The organism is Burkholderia cepacia complex sp. TUM26381, from assembly GCF_057439935.1.
In genome coordinates, this window is record NZ_CM172006.1 from 158,529 (window position 1) to 178,686 (window position 20,158).

At 68.6% G+C, this 20,158-nt stretch carries 21 protein-coding genes, 1 tRNA gene and 2 riboswitches; of the genes, 4 read left to right on the top strand and 18 right to left on the bottom strand.

The features are described 5' to 3' along the window. Nucleotides 1-80: 80 nt before the first annotated feature. The 4 genes from gcvT to ACWMMN_RS00715 form a co-directional block, all read right to left on the bottom strand. The gene (gene gcvT, locus ACWMMN_RS00700) at nucleotides 81-1,199 is read right to left on the bottom strand and encodes a glycine cleavage system aminomethyltransferase GcvT (protein ID WP_486422891.1); all 1,119 of its coding nucleotides are present in this window, start codon (nucleotides 1,197-1,199) and stop codon (nucleotides 81-83) included. Nucleotides 1,200-1,282: 83 nt separating this feature from the next. Beyond that, a riboswitch (glycine riboswitch) is annotated at nucleotides 1,283-1,416 on the bottom strand. 34 nt (nucleotides 1,417-1,450) lie between these two features. Further along, nucleotides 1,451-1,553, bottom strand: a riboswitch (glycine riboswitch). A gap of 120 nt (nucleotides 1,554-1,673) precedes the next feature. Then, nucleotides 1,674-2,042 (bottom strand): hypothetical protein, encoded by a 369-nt coding sequence (locus tag ACWMMN_RS00705; protein WP_059232765.1) that lies wholly within the window; start codon nucleotides 2,040-2,042, stop codon nucleotides 1,674-1,676. A gap of 200 nt (nucleotides 2,043-2,242) precedes the next feature. Then, nucleotides 2,243-3,295, bottom strand: a complete 1,053-nt coding sequence (locus tag ACWMMN_RS00710; protein ID WP_059232764.1) for an oxidoreductase — start codon at nucleotides 3,293-3,295, stop codon at nucleotides 2,243-2,245. A gap of 244 nt (nucleotides 3,296-3,539) precedes the next feature. Beyond that, nucleotides 3,540-4,247: an SGNH/GDSL hydrolase family protein gene (locus ACWMMN_RS00715; protein ID WP_059232763.1), complete on the bottom strand. Its 708-nt coding sequence runs from the start codon at nucleotides 4,245-4,247 to the stop codon at nucleotides 3,540-3,542. A 286-nt stretch (nucleotides 4,248-4,533) separates the two neighbouring features. Here ACWMMN_RS00715 and ACWMMN_RS00720 point away from each other — a divergent pair, with 286 nt between their 5' ends. Further along, nucleotides 4,534-6,621, top strand: a complete 2,088-nt coding sequence (locus ACWMMN_RS00720; RefSeq protein ID WP_059232762.1) for a UvrD-helicase domain-containing protein — start codon at nucleotides 4,534-4,536, stop codon at nucleotides 6,619-6,621. An 83-nt stretch (nucleotides 6,622-6,704) separates the two neighbouring features. Here the strand turns inward: ACWMMN_RS00720 and ACWMMN_RS00725 are convergent, their stop codons facing one another. Continuing rightward, on the bottom strand, nucleotides 6,705-7,586 hold the full coding sequence (locus tag ACWMMN_RS00725) for a c-type cytochrome (RefSeq protein ID WP_342703361.1): 882 nt from the start codon (nucleotides 7,584-7,586) through the stop codon (nucleotides 6,705-6,707). Between the two features lie 252 nt (nucleotides 7,587-7,838). Between ACWMMN_RS00725 and ACWMMN_RS00730 the strand changes: the two genes are divergently transcribed. Then, nucleotides 7,839-7,914 (top strand) — tRNA-Arg (locus tag ACWMMN_RS00730). 54 nt (nucleotides 7,915-7,968) lie between these two features. Here ACWMMN_RS00730 and ACWMMN_RS00735 read toward each other — a convergent pair. From ACWMMN_RS00735 to ACWMMN_RS00765, 7 genes are all read right to left on the bottom strand, one after another. Then, nucleotides 7,969-9,000, bottom strand: coding sequence for a tyrosine-type recombinase/integrase (locus tag ACWMMN_RS00735; protein WP_486423213.1), 1,032 nt, complete (start codon nucleotides 8,998-9,000; stop codon nucleotides 7,969-7,971). Further along, complete coding sequence (locus ACWMMN_RS00740; protein WP_340623700.1) at nucleotides 8,913-9,368, bottom strand: helix-turn-helix domain-containing protein; 456 nt, start codon at nucleotides 9,366-9,368, stop codon at nucleotides 8,913-8,915. The genes ACWMMN_RS00735 and ACWMMN_RS00740 overlap by 88 nt, the downstream gene beginning before the upstream one ends. Before the next feature lie 9 nt (nucleotides 9,369-9,377). Then, entirely contained in the window at nucleotides 9,378-9,749 is a 372-nt protein-coding gene (locus ACWMMN_RS00745) for a hypothetical protein (protein WP_174993415.1), read from the bottom strand. After that, nucleotides 9,746-12,538, bottom strand: coding sequence for a toprim domain-containing protein (locus ACWMMN_RS00750; protein WP_486423214.1), 2,793 nt, complete (start codon nucleotides 12,536-12,538; stop codon nucleotides 9,746-9,748). The genes ACWMMN_RS00745 and ACWMMN_RS00750 overlap by 4 nt, the downstream gene beginning before the upstream one ends. A gap of 5 nt (nucleotides 12,539-12,543) precedes the next feature. After that, nucleotides 12,544-12,807 carry a hypothetical protein gene (locus ACWMMN_RS00755; RefSeq protein WP_342704354.1) on the bottom strand — a complete coding sequence of 88 codons (264 nt, stop codon included), beginning with the start codon at nucleotides 12,805-12,807 and terminating at the stop codon, nucleotides 12,544-12,546. Nucleotides 12,808-12,935: 128 nt separating this feature from the next. Then, complete coding sequence (locus ACWMMN_RS00760; RefSeq protein WP_006485448.1) at nucleotides 12,936-13,184, bottom strand: Ogr/Delta-like zinc finger protein; 249 nt, start codon at nucleotides 13,182-13,184, stop codon at nucleotides 12,936-12,938. 181 nt (nucleotides 13,185-13,365) lie between these two features. After that, nucleotides 13,366-13,581 (bottom strand): hypothetical protein, encoded by a 216-nt coding sequence (locus tag ACWMMN_RS00765; protein ID WP_059232740.1) that lies wholly within the window; start codon nucleotides 13,579-13,581, stop codon nucleotides 13,366-13,368. Between the two features lie 162 nt (nucleotides 13,582-13,743). Between ACWMMN_RS00765 and ACWMMN_RS00770 the strand changes: the two genes are divergently transcribed. Next, on the top strand, nucleotides 13,744-14,163 hold the full coding sequence (locus ACWMMN_RS00770; protein WP_059236517.1) for a hypothetical protein: 420 nt from the start codon (nucleotides 13,744-13,746) through the stop codon (nucleotides 14,161-14,163). Nucleotides 14,164-14,480: 317 nt separating this feature from the next. After that, nucleotides 14,481-14,777: a hypothetical protein gene (locus ACWMMN_RS00775; RefSeq protein ID WP_059232739.1), complete on the top strand. Its 297-nt coding sequence runs from the start codon at nucleotides 14,481-14,483 to the stop codon at nucleotides 14,775-14,777. 174 nt (nucleotides 14,778-14,951) lie between these two features. Here the strand turns inward: ACWMMN_RS00775 and ACWMMN_RS00780 are convergent, their stop codons facing one another. From ACWMMN_RS00780 to ACWMMN_RS00805, 6 genes are all read right to left on the bottom strand, one after another. After that, nucleotides 14,952-16,022: a phage late control D family protein gene (locus ACWMMN_RS00780; protein WP_486422892.1), complete on the bottom strand. Its 1,071-nt coding sequence runs from the start codon at nucleotides 16,020-16,022 to the stop codon at nucleotides 14,952-14,954. Further along, nucleotides 16,019-16,450, bottom strand: coding sequence for a phage tail protein (locus ACWMMN_RS00785; protein ID WP_059232737.1), 432 nt, complete (start codon nucleotides 16,448-16,450; stop codon nucleotides 16,019-16,021). The genes ACWMMN_RS00780 and ACWMMN_RS00785 overlap by 4 nt, the downstream gene beginning before the upstream one ends. Before the next feature lie 24 nt (nucleotides 16,451-16,474). Next, nucleotides 16,475-19,048 carry a phage tail tape measure protein gene (locus tag ACWMMN_RS00790; RefSeq protein ID WP_486422893.1) on the bottom strand — a complete coding sequence of 858 codons (2,574 nt, stop codon included), beginning with the start codon at nucleotides 19,046-19,048 and terminating at the stop codon, nucleotides 16,475-16,477. 15 nt (nucleotides 19,049-19,063) lie between these two features. Continuing rightward, nucleotides 19,064-19,177 (bottom strand): GpE family phage tail protein, encoded by a 114-nt coding sequence (locus tag ACWMMN_RS00795; RefSeq protein ID WP_006484104.1) that lies wholly within the window; start codon nucleotides 19,175-19,177, stop codon nucleotides 19,064-19,066. A gap of 8 nt (nucleotides 19,178-19,185) precedes the next feature. Next, nucleotides 19,186-19,566, bottom strand: coding sequence for a phage tail assembly protein (locus ACWMMN_RS00800; RefSeq protein ID WP_059232735.1), 381 nt, complete (start codon nucleotides 19,564-19,566; stop codon nucleotides 19,186-19,188). A gap of 73 nt (nucleotides 19,567-19,639) precedes the next feature. Then, a complete protein-coding gene (locus ACWMMN_RS00805; protein ID WP_059232734.1) occupies nucleotides 19,640-20,149 on the bottom strand; it encodes a phage major tail tube protein in 510 nt (169 codons plus the stop codon). Between the last annotated feature and the right edge of the window lie 9 nt (nucleotides 20,150-20,158).

Here is a 20,158-nt window from a genome sequence, read left to right on the forward strand (position 1 = left end):
GCTGGCACGCCGCCGGGGCGCGCCGGATGTGGTTGCGCCGGGCGCCATCTCCCGGCTTACCGGGAGGGGCCCCCCGGCCGTTACGCAGCGAGGACCTTGCCGTTGCGCACGAACGGCAGTTTTACCACGCGCGCGGGAAGATTCTTGTCTCGAATTTGCACCTGGATCAGGTCGCCGATCTGGACGGCGGCCGGCACGCGGGCGAACGCGATCGATTCCTGCATCGACGGCGAGAACGTGCCGCTCGTGATCTCGCCTTCGCCGTGCGGCGTGATGACCTTCTGGTGCGCGCGCAGCACGCCGCCCGCCTTGCCGTTTTCCTTCTGCAGGATCAGGCCGACGAACGCGGCGCGCGTGCCGTTGGCTTCCAGGGCGGCGCGGCCGACGAAGTCGCGCGGCGCAGTGAGGTCGATCGTCCATGCGAGGCCCGCGTCGAGCGGGGAGACGGTGTCGTCCATGTCCTGGCCGTACAGGTTCATGCCGGCCTCGAGGCGCAGCGTGTCGCGCGCGCCGAGCCCGCACGGGCGCACGCCGTTTTGCTGCAGCGCGGTCCACAGCGCTTCGACGTGCACGGCCGGGACGATCACTTCGAAACCGTCTTCACCGGTATAGCCGGTGCGCGCGACGGTGAGATCGCCGAACGGCGTGGCGGCGACCTGCGCGGCGTTGAACGGCTTCAGCTCGCTGGTGGCGGCGCGTGCGGAAGGCACCGTGGCCCACACTTTTTCGCGGGCGTTCGGGCCCTGTACGGCGACGATCGCGAAATCGCGGCGCGGCGCGATCGTGAGGCCGTAGCCGCCTTGCTCGTTCAGCTGGTTGAACCACGCGATGTCTTTCTCGGCGGTGCCGGCGTTGACGACCACGCGGAAGAATTCTTCGGTGAAGTAATAGACGATCAGATCGTCGATGACGCCGCCCTGCGGGTTGAGCAGGCACGAGTAGAGTGCCTTGCCGGGCGTCTTGAGCTTGCCGACGTTGTTCGCGATCGCATGCTCGAAGAATGCGCGCACGCGGCTGCCGGTGAAGTCGACCACGCACATGTGCGACACGTCGAACATGCCGGCGTCGGTGCGCACGGCTGCGTGTTCTTCGATCTGCGAGCCGTAGTTGACGGGCATGTCCCAGCCGCCGAAGTCGACCATGCGGGCATTGAGCGCGCGGTGCGCGGCGTTGAGCGGGGTGTGATTCAGTGCAGTCATCGAGGCCTCAGGCAAGGCGCTTGCGCGCGGATCAGAACGGCCATGTGCCGACCGCCGCGGCCGATGGCCTCAAGCGATCCGGTACATGCCCCTCTGTCCTCGATACCTGAGAGATTGCGCTGCGGGCAAAGCCCGGCGAACGCGCGCCCCTTCGGTGGGCAGCTTGCCCGCGCAGCCAATGCGCTGCGGGCTACTGCCGCTCTCCAGAGTGCGGGGAGTGTGTGGCCCGCGCAATGCGCGGACGCAATTCCCCGACGCGGTCGGTCCTTTTGCCTGAGAGTTTGCGGGTGTGCCCCTTCGGCGGCGCAACCGGTGGCGAAACCACCCGGTCACACGCTCTCCCGACGCGTGCGGGCGACTGTACGCGAGCAGGTGGGCCTTGTCAATTTGGGCAAAAGAATGTCGCTTCGCGACAAGCGGCGGCAGCCGGTGCCGCCGCTTTTCTCCGCGCCGGCCGGCGCCGGCACCGGCGCGTTACTCGCCGATCGCGCGTGCGGCCGTGTCGAGTTCCTGGTTCAGCACGCGCTGCTCGTCGCCGGACAGGCCGCCGTTGTGCTGGGCCGACATGTCGCTCGCTTCCTGGCGGATCACGTCGAGGCGGTGGTGCAGCTGTGCGCCGTACGGCGGCGGGTAGTAGCCGCCGTTCACGCGCGCGTCGATGCGGCGGTGCAGGTTGTCGATCCGGCCCTGGACCTCCTGCATGCGGTCGTTCGCGACGACCTGCGGATTCGGTCGCGGCGGGGGCGGAGGCGCCTGTCGGACCGGCCGCTGCGGCTGCACGATACAGGCCGCGAGCGAGGAAACCAGGACGCAGCATGCTGCTGCGCGAATCAACCGTTGCATCACATTCTCCTGACGGATTGGTGTCGGATCGACTTTTTGAGAAACGCATCAGACCGGGCGACCGCTGACTTTCGTTCCCGCACCATTTGTAACGGAATGTTCGGGACCGTGCCGGCGCGGCGGCTGACGCAGGGCCGCTGCCCGCGTGCGGCGCGGGATGGTGGCAGTGGCCGGGTCGGCACCGACCCGGCCGGCGGCCATCATACGGTGCGGCGCACGAACGGCAGCCGTCGGCCGTCGTGCTCGCTCTGCGCGGCGAGCTCGATGATCGTCATCACGTCGACGGCATCCTGCGCGGTGACAGGGAACGGCGCGCCGTCGCGGATCGACGCGGCGAGCGCGCGGTAGAACTCCGCGTACTGGCCGTCGAGCGTCGGTACCGGGCGTTCGACCTCGACGTCGCCGTCGAGCACGCGCAGCAGGCCGGGCGGGTTGCCGCCGCCGAATTCGACGTCGTCCGCGGTGAGGCCGGCCTTCAGCTGGTCTTCCTGCGTGTCGAGTCCGAACTTCTGGTAGCTGCCGCGCGTGCCGTGCAGCGTGAAGCGCGCGGGCTCGATCGCCGACAGCGCGCTCGCATGCAGCGCGACGTCCTTGTCCGGATAGCCGAGCAGCAGGTGGACGAAATCGGGCGCCGTGCCGTTGTCGCGGCGCGTCTTGACGGTGGCGCTCACCGTTTCCGGCAGGCCGAACAGCGCGAGCGCCTGGTCGATCAGGTGCGGGCCGAGGTCGAGCAGCAGGCCGCCGCCGCGGGCCGGTTCCTCGCGCCAGCGCGTGCGCGGCGTCGGCCGGAAGCGGTCGAAGTGCGACGCGAAGTAGGTGAGGCGGCCGAGTTCGCCCGATTTGACGATGTTGCGCACGGTGAGGAAGTCGCCGTCCCAGCGGCGGTTGTGGAACGGCGCAAACAGCCGGCTGCGCGCGTTCGCGAGGCGTGAGAGCGCGAGCGCCTCGTCGGCGGTGAGCGTGACGGGCTTGTCGACGACCACGTGGCGGCCGGCTTCGAGCACCTGGCGCGCGAGCGTGAAGTGCGTGTCGTTCGGCGTGGCGATCACCACGCACTCGATGTCGTCGAGGCCGAGCAGCGTGTCGAGATCGGGGACGACGCGCGCGCCCGGATACGCGGCCTGCGCGCGATCGGGCTGACCCGTCGCGATCGCGGCGACTTCAGTGCGGCCGCTTGTGGCGATCACCGGCGCGTGGAACGTCGCGCCGGCGAAACCGAAACCCATCAAACCAATCCTGAGCAATGACGACATGGCAATCCCTGGCTGCGAAGGAAACTAAAGGATGGCGCGCCGAAACGGCGCGAAGACGACCGGCTATTTTGGCATGGCGCCGCCGCTTGCACAGACGCGTTGGGCGAAACGCGCGATGCGATGCGGCGCTTGCGCAAGGAACGGCGGCGTTTTGCGCAGGCCCGCGCACCGTGCCCGATATGGCCGCCTGCCCGGGGGCGGACGAACGACCGGCGCGCGGCCATCGAGCCGCGATCGAGCCGCGTCATCCGGCCGCCCGCTGCCGCACGGACGCCGCGACCTGCGCGGCCCACGTCGCGCATGCGGATGCGCCGGGATGAAAGCCGTCGGCGGCCATCAGGTGGCGCTCGAGCGGCAGGTCGACCCGCAGGAACGTGCAATGCGGCTGCGCGCCCGCCCAGCCGGCGAGTGCCGCGTTGAGCCGCTTCGCGCGCAGCCCGAGGTACCACGCGAGCGGCTGCGGCAGCGCCGGGAAGCGCTCCATCGGCGGCACTGCCGACAGGATCGCGTGCCCGACCCGGAAGCGTGCGGCAAGCAGGCGGACCAGCTCGGCCTGCTGCGCCAGCCAGCGTGCCGGCGGCACGCCGCCCGTTACGTCGTTGACGCCGAGCGACGTGACGGCCACGTCGAACGGTTCGGCCGGTTCGGCGGCGAGCCAGTCGACGAGTTCCCGCGTGGTCAGGCCCGTGCGTGCGAGCAGCTTCCAGCTCACGCGGTGCGTGGCCGCCAGCGCGTTCACCAGTTGCCCGGACAGCGCGTCGCGTTGCGTGGCGACGCCGACGCCCGCGGCGGCCGAATCGCCGACCACCAGTACGCGCAGCGGCGGGCCGTCGCCGGCTACGCCGTCACGCGGGCCAGCCGCCTCGGGCAACCGCGGCGTGACGCGGCGCACGTAGCGGCCTTGCGCGAACAGCAGCGGGCCGAGGGCGGCGGTGGCGAACGGGTATCCCATGAGGTCGATCCGGTAGTGGTTCAGGCGAATGAAATCGGGCCGGAGCGGGCGGCGCCGGGGGAAACATATTGTGGCCGATCGGTGCGCGAACGGGGCCGGATTGGCCGGACGGACAGGGCGCGCCCGGCCGGTCGGCCTGCGCGGCCCCGTCCGGCGGCGCTCCCGAAATACGCGCCGCCGACGTGTTAACATGCGCGTCCTGCCCGCGTGTCCGCCTGCTTCGCCAGCCTGCCGCGCACGGCATCCTCCCGGCGCTCCGCCGTCAACCGCAACACCATCCGCCATCATGTCAGCAGGCCTCAATCCCGCTCAGAACGAAGCGGTGCGCTACCTCGACGGTCCCTGTCTCGTGCTCGCCGGCGCGGGCAGCGGCAAGACCCGCGTGATCACGCAGAAGATCGCGCACCTGATCGAAGCCAAAGGCTTCGAGCCGCGCCACATCGCGGCCGTCACGTTCACGAACAAGGCGGCCGCCGAAATGCGCGAGCGCGTGTCGAAGCTGCTCGAGGGCAAGACGCTCACCACGCCCGGCAAGGAAGGCCGCAAGGTGCCCGTCAACCAGCTCACCGTCTGCACGTTCCATTCGCTGGGCGTGCAGATCCTGCGGCAGGAGGCCGAGCACGTCGGGCTGAAGCCGCAGTTCTCGATCATGGATTCGGACGACTGCTTCGGGATGATCCAGGAGCAGCTCGGTACGACCGACAAGGGGCTGATCCGCAAGATCCAGAGCATCATCTCGCTGTGGAAGAACGGTCTGATCATGCCCGACGAGGCGATGGCGATCGCGGCCAACGAGGACGAGCACCAGGCTGCGATCGTCTACCGCAACTACGTCGCGACGCTGCATGCGTACCAGGCGGTCGACTTCGACGACCTGATCCGCCTGCCGGCCGAGCTGTTCGCGAAGAACGAGCAGGTGCGCGACCGCTGGCAGAACAAGCTGCGCTACCTGCTGATCGACGAGTACCAGGACACCAACGCGTGCCAGTACGAGCTGGTGAAGCTGCTCGCAGGCCCGCGCGCCGCGTTCACGGCGGTCGGCGACGACGACCAGGCGATCTACGGCTGGCGCGGCGCGACGCTCGAGAACCTCGCGCAGCTCGGCAAGGATTTCCCGAAGCTGCACTTGATCAAGCTCGAGCAGAACTACCGGTCGACGGTGCGGATCCTGACCGCCGCGAACAACGTGATCGCGAACAACCCGAAGCTGTTCGAGAAGAAGCTGTGGTCCGAGCACGGGATGGGCGATTCGATCACCGTCACGCCGTGCAACGACGAGGAGCACGAGGCCGAATCGGTCGTGTTCCGGCTGTCCGCGCACAAGTTCGAGCGGCGCGCGCAGTTCCGCGACTACGCGATCCTGTATCGCGGCAACTTCCAGGCGCGCATCTTCGAGCAGGTGCTGCGGCGCGAGCGGATCCCGTACGTGCTGTCGGGCGGCCAGTCGTTCTTCGACAAGGCCGAGATCAAGGATCTGTGCGCGTACCTGCGGCTGATCGCGAACGCCGACGACGATCCCGCGTTCATCCGCGCGATCACGACGCCGCGTCGCGGGATCGGCAACACGACGCTCGAGGCGCTCGGCTCGTTCGCCGGGCAGGCGAAGGTGTCGCTGTTCGAGGCCGTGTACATGGGCGGGATCGAGGCGCGGCTGTCGGCGCGCCAGGTCGAGCCGCTGCGGATGTTCTGCGATTTCATCCAGCGCCTGACCGAGCGCGCGGACAAGGAGCCCGCGACCGTCGTGCTCGACGACATGATGGAGGCGATCCACTACGAGGCGTACCTGTACGACGCGTTCGACGAGCGGCAGGCGCAGTCGAAGTGGCAGAACGTGCTCGAATTCCTCGAATGGCTGAAGCGCAAGGGCACCAAGCCCGAGACGGAGGCCGTCGACGGCGAGGCCGAAGGCTTCCACAACGCGGACGGGCTTGCCGATACGGGCAAGAACCTGCTCGGCCTGATCCAGACCGTCGCGCTGATGTCGATGCTCGAGGGCAAGGAAGAGGATCCGGACGCCGTGCGGCTGTCGACCGTCCATGCGTCGAAGGGGCTCGAGTATCCGCACGTGTTCCTGGTCGGCGTCGAGGAGGGCATCATGCCGCACCGAGGCGGCAGCGAGGACGACGGCCCGATCGACAGCGAGCGGATCGAGGAAGAGCGCCGGCTGATGTACGTCGCGATCACGCGCGCGCAGCGCAGCCTGCACCTGAACTGGTGCAAGAAGCGCAAGCGGGCGCGCGAGACGGTGGTGTGCGAGCCGTCGCGTTTCATCCCGGAGATGGGGCTCGACGAAGCGCCGCCGCCGACGCCGGAAGAGGCGCCGATGTCGCCGAAGGACCGGCTCGCGAGCCTGAAGGCACTGCTGCAGAAGTGATGCGGCGGTCCGGTGGACCGGAAAGACAAAACCCCCGCGATGCGCGTGCGTCGCGGGGGGTTTTTACGGATGGCCCGGCGCGGCTACTTCGACGCGTTGACCATGTAGTCGACGGCCGCCTTCACGTCGGCGTCCGACGCGTTCGACCCGCCCTTCGGCGGCATTGCGCCCTTGCCGTGCAGCGCATAGTTGTAGACCGAATCCATCGAGTCCTTCAGGCGCGGCGCCCAGTCCTCCTTGCTGCCGAACTTCGGTGCGCCGAGTACGCCGGCCCCGTGACAGGCCACGCAGGTCGACGAATACAGCGCCTTGCCGGCCGTTGCCGCATCGGCGGCCGGAGCGGCGGCGGGCTTTTCGCCGGCCTTCGGGATCGCGGCGATCGCGGCCATTGCAGCGGCAGCCTGCGCGTTCGACGCGTCGGCGCCCGATGCGGCGGCGCCGGCGGCGGGCGCTGCATTGGCGGCCGGCGCGGCCGGTTCGGGGAAGTTCGCGCCGTCGTTGTTCGCCATGTAGACGATCGCGCGGGCGATTTCATAGTCGCTGACGTCGTCGGGGCTCGTGCCGCCGCGCGGCGGCATCGCGCCCTTGCCCGCGAGGGCCGTCTTCAGCAGCGTGTCGAAGCCTTGCGAGATGCGCGGTGCCCAGTCGTCCTTGTTGCCGAACTTCGGTGCGCCAGCGGCACCCGTGCCGTGACAGGTCACGCAGACAGCCTTGTAGACGTCCTCGCCGGTCTTGTACGTGCGGGGCGCGTTGGCGTCCTTCACGTCGACCTTCGCGAATGGCGCGATCCGCGCGGCGACCTGCTCGTCGGATAGCGCGTCCGTGCCGGCGCCGGAACGGAACGCATGGTTCGCATAGTTGGCGAACAGGACGATCAGGATGATCGGAATCGCGAACGACGCGATGATGACGGCAATCAGCTGCCCGGGTGTTTTGACGGGGGATTCGTGGGGTGCTTCGCTCATGCTTGCCTCGTCTCCATGAATAGGAATTGTGAGCGCGGTGCAACGGCAAAATGGCAGTCCAATGAAGCACGGACGATTATAGACGGAACGTTTACATCACGGCGAGCGGTCCGATGGCGCGTGTTTACCCGCACGCAGCATGGCCCGGCGGCGATTCGTCGGGCAAGGTGGACGCGTCTTGGGAAACCGGGTATCCTTGCCGTCTTGCCAATCGTGGGCGGCCTGTAATATGGGGTCGCTTCACTGTCTCACGCGCCCGTAGCTCAATGGATAGAGTACTGCCCTCCGAAGGCAGGGGTTGCTGGTTCGATCCCAGCCGGGCGCGCCAAGCCTGATCAGGTTTTCAGCGGTTTTCCCCCATCGTCTTGCAGCACCGTTGCAGCTAAATTGCAGCCGGGATCGGCATCGGCTCGGCCGTCAGCGGCGCGACCCATTGCGCCAGATGATCGGCCGACAGGTGCGCGTACCGCTGCACCATTTCCATCGTTTCCCATCCGCCCAGTTCCTTCAACACCTGCAGCGGCGTGCCGCGCTGCACGTGCCAGCTCGCCCAGGTGTGGCGCAGGTCGTGCCAGCGGAAGTCGTGCAGGCCGGCGCGCTGCAGCGCCTTGGCCCAGGCGGCCGTGGCCGTCTGGTGAACCGGCTTGCCGCGATAGACGAACACGCTGTCCGTGCAGTCCGGCGCCCGCGGGGTCGCGCGCTGACGATGCAGCACGGCGATTGCGGTGTCCGACAGCGGCACCGTGATCGCCTTCCTGGCCTTGGCCTGATCGGGATGGATCCAGGCGACGCGCCGCGCGAGGTCGACCTGCGACCACTGCAGCCCGGTCACGTTGGCGCGGCGCAAGCCGGTTTCGAGACTGAAGCGCGCCATGTCGGCGAGGTGCGCGGGCAGTTCGGCGAGCAACCGCTCCGCCTCGGCCGGCGTCAGCCAGCGGATGCGTTTCGAGACGACCTTCGCGCGTTTGGTGACCGGCGCGCGCGCCAGCCATTCCCATTCGACGGCCGCGTTCAGGACGGCTTTCAGCACGCCGATCACGCGGCGCACGGTGGCGTCGCTGACGGGCCGGCCGGTCTCGACGACACCGTGGCGCGTGCGCACCGTGCGCGGCTCGCGACGCTTGGCGAGCGCAATCGCATCGACGCGGCTCCGGTCGATATCGGCCAGCGCGACGCCGGACAGGTGCCGGTCGAGCCAGCGCAGATGGATCTTCGACGTCTCCAGGCTCGCGAGGCCCGAGCGCTCGCCCACGTAACGGACGACCGCATCGTTCCACGAATGGCGCGGCTTCGTGCCGAGCCGCGCCTGGTTCCACAGGTCGACCTTCAGCCGGTCGTGGAATTCCTGGGCCTGCGCTTTGTCGCGGGTGCGAGTGCTTCCCTGTATCGGCGTTCCGCCGCCAGGGGGGTACAGCTTGTATTGCCAGTTCGGGCTGGTTGTTCGTTTGTAGAGCGACATGGGCGGGTTTCCTGTTGCTGTTGCCGATCGTCCTGCGCGGCGCTCGGGAGCCATTCCCCGGCGAGGTAGCGCTGCAGGGCCATGATGGAAAAGATCCAGCGCTTGCCGACCTTGCGGCCCGGCAGCATGCCGGCCCGGGCCTTCAGGCGCACCGTTTCGGGATGCGCGCCGAGCAGGGCCGCGGCGCCGGGCAAGTCGACGGTCGCCGCGTTCGCGTCGTCGGCAGGCCGTGCGCCGGGCTGGCACGCAGCGCAACTCGTGGAATGATGGATGGCGTGTGAAGTGCGCATAACACGTTGATATTCAAGAGATTTGATTGCCATCGGTTGCCATCATTCACGCGTGGCGGCCGCGCCGGACCCGTGGCGCGAAACGGCGGCATCGATCGCGACCGATGGCAGCGCGCGCCCGACTCGTGGTGTGCGATGGCGGCCGGTTGCTGCGGCTTCCGCGTCCTCTTTCTTCTTTTCTTTCAATACTTTGAAGAGAGAAGAAAAGGAGGCCGCCGCGGCCCGCGGGTCAGCCGGACTCATGGCAAAAGCGGTGTGACTCGTGGCGATTGCCGTGCAACGCAAGGCGGCAGTTCCCTCGACAATCAAGGACTTGCGAGCATCGACCGCCGAAATCCACGACTCGCATGCGCTGCCTGCCGGCTCCCCGTCGCATCCGGAGCCCGCCAGCCGGGTTGCCGGGGCGCGGGTCATGCGCGGCCTCCTTGCAGCGCGTCGGTCGCCAGGTCCTCGCGAACCGACACGTGCAGGCCGAATGCGGCCAGGCGCTCGAGCGACACCGGCGTCAGATACGGCACGCGGCGCATGTAGATGCGGCGCTCGACCTCCTTCTCGCCGACCACGACACCGGCGTGCTTGAGCTGCGCCTTGAACACGCGGTCGGACTTCACGGGCAGGCCGTTCCATTTGTCGCGTAGCGCGCTCGTGTGCGCGAGGTGATCCATCACGTGCCCGGTGCGCAGCAGCAGGCAGAACTCGCCGTCGACGGTGTCGAACGTGTACGGATGCTTGTAGTTGCCGCCGTCGATTTCGGACAGCACCGTCTCCATGATCCAGACCCACGGTTCGCGGTCGGCGCTCGTTTCCGCGACGTGGCCGTTCATCTCGGCGATCAGGTCGCGCGGGAAATCGCCTTCGCTCGGGTCCATGCCGGCGAACTCGCACAGGTAGCGCCATGCGAGTCCGACCGCGGCGTAGTTGCCGGCCATGCGCCGCGCGCCGTCGTCCTCGCCGCTGGCGCGGCAGCCGGCCAGCGCCTTGTCGCGCAGCGTCGCGTATTGATCCAGCGCCGCACGCCGGTCGAGCCCGGTCAGGAAGTCGAGCCATTGCCGGACCGGGAAGCGCGGCAGGTCGTCGGGCAGCAGCGGCCCGCGCTTGCCGGTCAGCGTCGTGCGCACGAGCTTGCCGAGCAGGCTGCGCACCGGCACGTCCTCGCCGGCGAGCATCACGGGTGCGCACAGCAGGTATTCGGTCATGTCGGTGCCGCGCCGCGTCACCGTGTACTGGTAGTTCTCCTGCAGCAGCCCGACCGCCTTGTCGATCACGTCCTGCCGGCGGGCCGACAGCTCTTCCCAGCCGACCGGGTGGCTCGTGTGGCCGATGCTGGTCAGCAGCCGGAACTCGGTCTGCAGCGACTGCCCCGAGAACATCGTGAACGCGAGCGAGCGCTCGAGCCGCTTGATGAGCGTCGACTTGCCCGCGCCCTTGTTCGCCTGGATCGTGAGGTGCGGCCAGAAGCCGAGCAGCGCCTTCAGATGGCCGCCGAGCGCCCACACGAGCGGGATCGTCGCGGCGTTCTGCCGGAACGTCGTCTGGTAGGCCGAGATCACGCGGCGTGCATCGCTCACCGGGCCGCCCGGGAACGTCAGGTTGTGGTACGGGCACTGCTTGTCCGCTTCGGTGAAGTAGCAGTCGGGGCCTTCGTTGACGATCAGCCGGCCGTCGCGCCACGCGAGCCCGACGAAGTTCGCGGCGCGGCGCGCGCCCAGGTCGGCGCCGCGCTCCAGGATGTTCACCATCCGCTTGAACGGCGCAGGCGCCCAGATCGGGCCGAACTTGCCCCACTGGTCGACGTTGTGCAGCTGGTCGTCGAGCATCACGCGGCGGATCAGCTGCGCGCCGTGCCGCGGCGCCTGCACCGACACCGCGAAGTAGACGGTGGGCGCCTGGTCGGCGTCGCCCGTCATCGTCGAGGTGGCGCTCGCGACGGCCACGCGGCTGATGCCGGCGATGCGAAAGCCGCACAGATCCGTCGTCACGGGCGTGTCGACGCCCGATTCCTCGTTGCGATCCATCTTGGTGATGTAGCTCGTGAAATCCGGCCGCACGCGAAACCGCCAGTACTGCGCGAAGTCGTGCGGCGGCAGGAAGATGCGCGGCCGGCCGCGGCGCGACGCGTCGCCGGGCAGGCCGGCGACCAGCCAGGGTTCGAGCTGGTCGAGCGCGCGCGCCAGGCCGGCCGGGCCGCGCAGTTGCAGGTAGTCGTTCACGTCGTTGATCGGCGTGCGTGCGGCGTCGCCGTCCGCCAGATCCGCGAGCCAGTCCGACTGGTCGACCAGCACGGCGCTGATGTCGAGTGCCGTCAGCCGTTCGTGAAGAGCCCACGCGGCCTCCGGGCCGGGGCGCTGCCCGGCGCGCGGGTGGCCGTCCGCGAACGGCTCGTCGTTGTCCAGGCAGATCGTGACCTGCTTGCCGCGCAGGAACGTGAAGTCGATGCGCTCGACGTTCGCCAGGCCGCGCAGCGCGAGCGCGGCCGTGCCGGGCAGCGCGCAGGTGTCGATCGACAGCGCGTTGATCGCGCTCTCGACGACGACCACGCGCTTCGCGCGGTCGAGCCGGCGCGCGTCGGCGGTCCACGCGTAGCCGGCCTTGTCGCCCTGGGTCTGCGTCTTGACGTCACCGTTGAGGGCGGGATCGACGTAGCGCATGTCGACGGCGACGACGCGTGCGTCTCCTGGTGCGCGCACGATGAAGGCGGCCGCAGGGCCGCCGTGGCCGACTTCGCCGGCGGCGATCTTCGGGCTTGTCCACGAATTGAAGCCGAGGGTGCGCGCGGCAAGTGCCGCGTCGATCGCCGCGGCGGCAATGCCGCGGCCGCCGAGGTAGTCGCGCACGCGCTCGCGCTCGGCCGCGCACCGGTCGGCGATGTACTCGACGGTCGATTTCTCGCGACGCTCCGCCGGTGCCGGCCGCTCGGACGGGAGGCCGTACGTGTCGTGGAGATAGCGGACGGCGTCGGCGACGGTGCCGCCGCGCGCGTGGATCACCAGGTCGATGCAGGATCCGCCGGCATCGGCGCTGTGGTCGCGCCAGCCGGTGCCGTACTTCGGGTGGTTCGCATAGATCGACAGCGACGGGCTGCGGTCCGCGTGCTGCGGCGAGTGGTAGAGCGCGCGGTCGCCGCCGCGGCCGCGCTTCAGGCCGAGACGGCCCGCCAGGTCGTGCAGGTCGATGTGTCGTTTCAGTTCGTCGATCGAAGCCATCGTCGTCATTGCTGCCGTTCGGGTTGCGGTTGTGCGGGGTGCGCGGGATTGCCCGTCGTGGCCGGTGACGCGGCGAGCGCGCGCAGCGCGGCGGCGGATTGCGGGAAGCCGAGCGCGAGGCGATCGGCGAGCGCCGACACGAAGCGGCCGAGCGTGCGCTGACGCGTGACGCTGCCGGGCGCGTGATCGAAGCACAGCGTGTCGGCGGCCGCCGCGATCGCGGCCCGGAGCGCAACGTCATGCGGTGCGGGTTCGGCGTGGCGGTTCATGCCGGGTGCCTCCGGGCCGCGGCCCGCGCGGTTCGAGATCATGAGGAATCCTTTCAATGGCAAAAGCGATCCCTCGCGCCGTACAGGCACGATGCGAGGGAAGCGGAAGAGGGTGACGGGTTAGGGCGTCAGACGGGCAGCTCGAGCTGCGCGGCGAGGCGTTCGCGCACGTGCGGCGAGAGCGGCAACTGCAACGACAGGTTCGGGATCGCAGACGGCGACAGCGTGCGCGCGAATTCCATGTTGACGACGTACGTGTGGCCGCACTCCGGATTCGAGCACTGGAACGTGATTTCGCGGAAGGTCAGCGACATTTCACGGCTGCTGCGTGCGGTGGCGCGCGTGCGGCAGTGCGGGCAGCGGTTCAGGATGCGCATGAGGGCTCACTCCGGGCGGGAGACCGCGCACGGCCGGTCCGGTCGCGGGGCGTGCGGCCGGCCAGGCTGCAGCGTTGGCCGGACGGCGGATGGATGCGGGCGCTCGCGCAGCTCACAATCGACGCTGCGGGCGCGGACGGTCGGGTGCATTCGAAAGCAGCGGACATGAAGGCGTTCCGGCTCAGTGGCGCGCGCCGCGGGAGCGGGGTGCCGCGATCGCGCGCAGATGGCTGGCGCCGATGCGGATCAGTTCGCGCGCCATGCTCGAGATCGAGCGGTTGCGCTGCGCCGCGAGCTGCTCGAGCTCGCCGCGCTCGACGGGCGTCAGCCCCACGTAGACGGGCTTGTCCGACATCGTGCCGCGCGGCGAACGGCGTGGGCCTTTGGAAGTGGTCATGGTCGGTATACTTTGCGGAGTTAGTCTTGCGTTACGGTGAGGCTAGTCTAATGAGCAAAAAACAGCGCGTCAATTGTTAATGGGTAATTTATGACACAAATCGGGAGTCGCTTGCGGGACGAGCGCTTGCGGATCGGGCTCAGCCAGGACGAGTTTGCGACCGTGGGCGGTGTCGCGAGACGCTCGCAATCGGCGTACGAGTCGGATGAGCGCGCTCCCGACGCGACCTATCTGCTGGCCGTCCGCGCGATCGGCGTCGATATCGGTTACGTGCTGACCGGCGAGCGGCTCGTTGCCGGCGAGGCGGCGACGGAGGCGGGCACCCGTGACGCGGACGAAGCCGACGTGCTCGCGATGTACCGGCAGCTCAACGACGCCGGCAAGGCATCGCTGCACGCGTTCCTCGCGAGCTGCATCAGCACGGGCGCGATGGTGCAGGCCGCGGCGCCACGGCGTGCGAAGCGCGTGCCGGAGAAGCGCCGCGCGGCGCTCGATCAGCGCACGGCGGAAAACGTCGATCGTGCGATGGCCGAAATCGAACGGCTGAAGGCCGAACGCGCGACGAAGCAACCGAAGAAGTAACGCGGCGGCGTGGCGACGCTCCGCAACGCCATCAGGCACGCGTGCACGCGGCGCGACACGCGCGGCCGGCCCCTACCCGATTCAATCCGTTGCATGTACGACGGCAGCGGCGATCCATCTCCCCGTTTCTCGATGCCGCGGCGGCGCCCTCGGCGCACCGCGCAAGGGCATCGGATAAAATCGGACGAAACACTGTATATCCATACAGTATTGGTTTAGCATTCTGAAAGCCGGTGAGCTGGCGGCGGGGCGTTCCGAGGCGCCTCGTCGTGTCAGGCGGCCCCCGGTTGATGACTGAGTTTGCGGAGACCGGAAAAATGGACACCAACAGGAAGCACGACAACGGGACGATCGGCGCGTCGGCGCATGCCGACCATCGCGCGGACGCGCGTGGATTGACGATGGGCCCGCCGCGATATCGTTCGGACCTGACCGACGACGAGCGGGCCGACGCGCACGCCGCGATCGACAACGCGATGCTGTCGGTCGGGCAGGTGCTCGAGGCCGCGCTGCAGGCGATGGCCAATCTGCGCGATGCGCGTGCCACCTTGCAGCAATGCGGCGACGCGCGCGACGTGCGCATGACACTCGGCGGGCGTCAGCAATCGAGCTGAACCGCGACCACCCCTGATCCTCGCAGGCCGGCATTCGCTCCGGCCGCCGCAGCGAATCCGAGCCGCGCCTCCCGCGCGTTGCCTCGCCTCCCATCCCGCCGAAATCCCGAATGCGCCGCCGCGATCGACGACGTGCGATCGCGCATGGCGGCCGTTCCGCCGCCGGCCCGCCGGTCAGCGCTTGCCGGAGCGGGACTGTTTCTTCGGCGCGTCGCGCACTTCGAGTTCGAGCGCGGTCGTGAACCCGCCTTCGCCGATCGTATGCGTCGCTTTCTTCACCAGCCACGGTGTGTTGTCGATGTCCGGCTTGAACCCCGTCACGGTGACGGGCATCTCGGGAAACAGCTCGGGCCGGCCGAGCGCGAGCGTATAGCTCAGCGTCGACTGGCCGCGCTGCGTGCGCGCATAGTCGGCCTGCGCGGCCGCGCGGGCCTCGGCCTCGGTCGCATAATCCTCGGGCAGTACCTTGGCGTTCTTGCCTTTGGCATCGCCGACGACCACCGACAGTCGCTTGGCGCTGCCGTTCGAGTGATAGTGCGCGCGCACCGACGTGTAGCTGTCGCGCTGCGCGACGTGATAGCGATGCTGGTCGCCGCTCGCGCGCGTGATCGCCAGCACGTCGAGCGATTTGCCGCCGGCCGTCTTGCCGCTGCCGATCGGCGTGAACAGCAGGTGCTTGTCCTTCACCGTCATCACCGCGTCGTAGCGCCTGGCGAGGCGCGTCAGGAACGACATGTCGGACTCCTGCGTCTGGTCCACATGGTCGATCCGCGTCGCGGCGAGGGTCGCGTCGACGGCGGCCGTGAGCCCATAGCGTGCGGCGATGGTTCGCACGATTGCGCCGATCGTCTGCCGGTGCCAGCTTTTTTCGCGGCGTTCGTGCATGTCGTTCGTCATCGATGCCGAGCGTGCGCGGATCGTGATGACGTCCGGTGCGCCGCTGTGCTCGACTTCGTCGACCGTGAACGCGCCCTTGTCGACGAGCGGTTCGCCGACCCATCCGATCGACAGCTTGATGCTGGCGCCGCGCTTCGGAATCGCGAACGTGCCCTGTGCATCGTCGAGCACCAGGTCGAGCATGTCGGCCTCGTCCGCGCGCGATTCCGACAGCGACAGGCTGATGAGGTTGGGCGCGATCAGGCGCGACAGGTCGCGGCCGTCGAGCGTGATGCGATAGTCGGCCTGCGGCTGCACGCGGCCCGCGCGGGCCTGCGCGTCGCCCGGCTTGCGTTCCTGCGTGCTCATTGCTCGGCTGCTCCGCTTTCGTCGTCCTGCTGCGCTTCGGCGAGCACGCCGTCGTCGACGCGCTTCAGCGTCAGCGTGAACGCGATCTTGCGCGGAATGCCTTCCTTCGTGTGATACGTGGCCGTTTCGTTGAGGCTGTCGATGACGTATGCGCCGTACACGTTGCCGTTGCCGTCGACGAGCACGTACGCGTCGCCGGCGTCGCCCATGCGGGCGAGCGCGTCGATCGACGCGATCTCGCCGATGCCGTTGTCGGGCGCGACGATGCCGGTGAGCGTGATCGTGTCGTCGCCGGCGCCGGTGAACTGGCTCGCGTCGCGCACGCCGATGCGCGAGCTGGTGCGGTGCTTCCAGTTGCGCTGGCGCTGAAGCTCCTGGTAAGGCGTGGTCGCCAGGCTGAAAACGAACTGGTCGAGCGACATCATCATGGGCGGGTTTCCTTCAACGAACGATCAATCGGACAGGCGCGAGCCGGCGCGCGACGCCTTCGCGCGTTCGGCGCGTTCGAGCTCGGCGCGCACCATGCGCGCGATCTCGGCCGCATCGGCGCCCGGCGGCGGCGCGATGTTGATGGTGACGGGGCCGGCCGCGGGGGCGGCGCTGCTGGCAGCGGCGGCCGGCGTCGTGAGCGGCGGGCGGTAGTCGAGCGACACGCTGTAGCGCGCGAGCGGGGCGGCAGCGGCGATCGCCGGGCTCGCGGCGAACGCGGGCGGGCCGACCAGCGCGGCGGTGGTCGTGAGCGCGGCGGCGGTGCGGGTCATGAGCGACGGGGCGCCGGCGGCTGCGCCTGCCGTGCCGTCGTCGGGCGTGGTCGAAGCCTGCATGCCGAGTTTTTCCTTGACCCAGCCGAGCATCGAACTGCCCAGGCCGCCGACCGTCTCCTTCAGCGCGGCGAAGCGGCTCTTGATGCCATCGACGAGCCCCGACACCAGGCTGGCGCCGATTTCCTGGAAGCGCGTGCCGAGGTCGCCGAACCAGTCGCCGATGCCGCCGAGCGCGGTCTTCACCCACTCGACGGTGGCGTCCCATTTTGCGGTGATCCAGTCGCTGGCCGCGCCGAACGCGTCCTTGATGGTTTCCCACAGCGCGAGGAACTTCGGGCCGAGCGTGTCCCAGTTCTGCCAGACGTAGAGGGCGGCCATGGCGATCAGCGTGATCACGGCCAGCAGCGGGTTCGCCAGCGCGAGCCGGCCGAGCAGCATGAATGCCTGCCCGACAAGCCTGAACGCGCCGACCATCGACGTCGCGAAGCGGAGCACGTTCACCGACCCGAGCACGTTGCCGAAGACGCTTGCCAGCGTGCCGGCAACGGTGAGGACGCCGCTCAGCCCTGCGAAGGCCGTGACGAGGATGCGGGTGGCCGTGCCGTGTTCGCGCACGAACTTCACGATCTTCCCGAGCACGGTGGCCGTGACGTCCAGCGCCGCGTTGTACATCGGCGTGATCTTCTCGCCGATCTCGAGCTTCAGGTCGCGCAACTGCGCGAGCACGGCGAGCTCGCGGCCCGCGGTCGAATCCGCGGCCTTCGCCCGCATTCCGGTGATGCCGTCGGCGGCGGCGCTTTGCCGCTCGGTGTCGTGGATCTGCTCGCGCTGGTCGTACATCGTCGTGAGCAGGTTACCCGCGGCCTTGTCGGGAAACAGTTTCGCCAGCTCGGCCTTTACCTTGTCGGGGCGCGTGATCCCCTTGGCGGCCAGCTTCGGCAGCAGCACCTTTTCGAGCCACTCGAACGGGGACGCCTGCAGCATGTCGCTGCCTGCCAGCGCGCCCGGCTTGAGCCCGCCGATCGCACCGTTCTTCCGGTGCGTGAGCCCTTTCGGATCGACCAGGCCGAGTGCCGCCAGCCGTTGCGCGGCGAGCGCGGTCGCCTTGCCCTCGAGCGCGCTGCCGGACAGCGCGGCCAGGCCTGCGCCGGCCGACTTGCCGCCAAGCTTCTCGATGAGCGGCTGCATCTGGTAATAGAACGCGTCCGTGCGCAACTTCTTCGCCGCGTTACCGCCCGATTCGGCGAAGTTGTTCCACTCGTCGCCGCTGACCTTGCCGCCGGTCGCCGTCTGCATCTTCTGCACGATGTTCGCTTCGGCGCCGAACGCCGCTTCGCTCTTCGTGCCGCCGCGCAGGTCGATCACCTTCAGCATGCTCATGAACTTGTCGACGTTCGCTTTCGCGTCGTCCTTGCCGTACAGCGCCTCGTTCGCAAATTTCATCGAGGACATGAGCGGCAGCGCGACCCGCGCATGCTGTTCGTCGCCGCCGAGCGCGGTCAGCGATTCGCGCATCAGCGCCAGGTTGTCGACGGTCGACTGACCCCGGGCCTGCTGCGCGCGCGCGAACTTCACGGCGTCGGCCGATGCGCCTTGCGCACGCATGCGCAGCGTTTCGCTTTCGGCCTGCTTCGCGGCGTCGAGCGGATCGGACAGCATGCCGAGCATGTTCTTGCCGACGCTTTTGACCGACTCGCCGCGCTTCGCCCACTTCTCGCCGATGCCGCTCAGCGCGTCGATCTTCGCGCGCCTGGCTTCGGCGCGCTTGCGGCGCGCGTCGTCGAACGCGTCCGTGTCGGCCGTCATCTTCGACCTGCGTCGCGCGCTGTTCGTGGCCAGCGCGAATTCGTGCTGGTCGAGATGGCGCGTGTCGATGCCCGCGCCGACGAGCTGGGTGCGCAGTTCGCGGATGCGCGAGACCTGCCTGCCTTGCGTGGCCGTCAGATCCGTGGCGGTGCGTTGTACCCTGGCGAAGTCGTCGATCATCTGGCGCGACGGTGGACCGAACTCGCGCAGCGACACGCGCAGCTCCCCGGCGCGCATCTTCGCCGCCTTGAGGTCGGTCGCCGTTCGCGCCACACCGCTGCGCAGGTCGCGAAACTCGCTGATGCGCTTCTGCGTCTTCGCCATGTCGTCCAGCTCGCGGCGGGTGGCCCGCAGCGAATCGGCCAGCCCCCGGTTGCCGGTCAGCATCATTTGCAGGGGCTTCGTCATGTTGTCGACCATGTCGAACATGACGCGCAGTTTCGTGGTGTTGTCCATCGTCGATCGTTTCGCTCATTGGGCGCCGGCACGCACTCGCGCGCGCTCGCGCCAGTCCATCAGCTCGGCCAGGCTGAAGGCGTCCATCACGGGCGGTGTCCAGCCGAACACCGTCGCGATGTCCGCCATCGGGTCTTCTATGCGGTCTGGGAGGCCAGTCGGGATTTCACGGCCTTCGGCATCAAAAAACCGGCGAAGATGCCTCCCAGTTGCACGAGGTCGGCCGGGTCGATGTTGGCGACGTCGGCTTCGGTCAGCATCGGCGAGCTGATGCGCGGCAGCACCTTCGACAGTGCAGCCACGTCGAGGCTGACGAGGTCGGACAGCGACACGCCGCGCAGTTCGCCCGATTTCGGCTTGCGCAGCGAGATCGACGTGATCGTCTGGTTGCCGCGCACGAGCGGCGTATCGAGCGTGTGGGTGGCCGGATCGTCCTGTTCGGGCGTCGCGGTGGCGGCCACGGCGGGCGCATCGGCCTGCAGGTCGTTCGCGGCGGCGTCGGGTTGCATCGGATTCATGGTGGTCCTGTGTGTGATCTGTCGGGGGGAGGGCGCGGGCCGGCCCGGCCGGCGTAACCGGCCGGGCGGCGGATTACAGCCCGATCGCGTTGCGCAGCGCCGCGAACAGGTCGTTGCCGTTGACCTTCTCGATCATGTTGACGAAGTCGATCTCGATCACGTCCTGGCCGTTCACGGACAGCTTGTAATAGCTGGCGACCGTCGTGACCTTGAACGCGGTGTCTTCCTTCGACTTCGCGGTGCCCGGGTCGATTTCGCTATGGCGGCCGCGGATCACGATCTCGATCGCGTCGACCTGGGTCGAATCCTCGGATTGATAGCCGCCGGCGAAGCGCAGCAGCACGCCGTCGTGCTTCGTGATCGCGTATTGACCGAGCACGGAGCGCATGAAGCCGCCGCAGGTCCATTCGAGCTGGATCCCTTCCTGCCCGAAGTCGATCTTGATCGGACCGCTCATGCCGCCGCCCTGGTAGTCCTCCATCTTGCGCGTGAGCTTCGGCAGCGTGACTTCGACAACCTGGCCGACGAAGTTCTCGCCGTTCTGGAACAGGTTGAATCCCTTGAGTTTGCGAGGCATACCCATCGTGTTTGA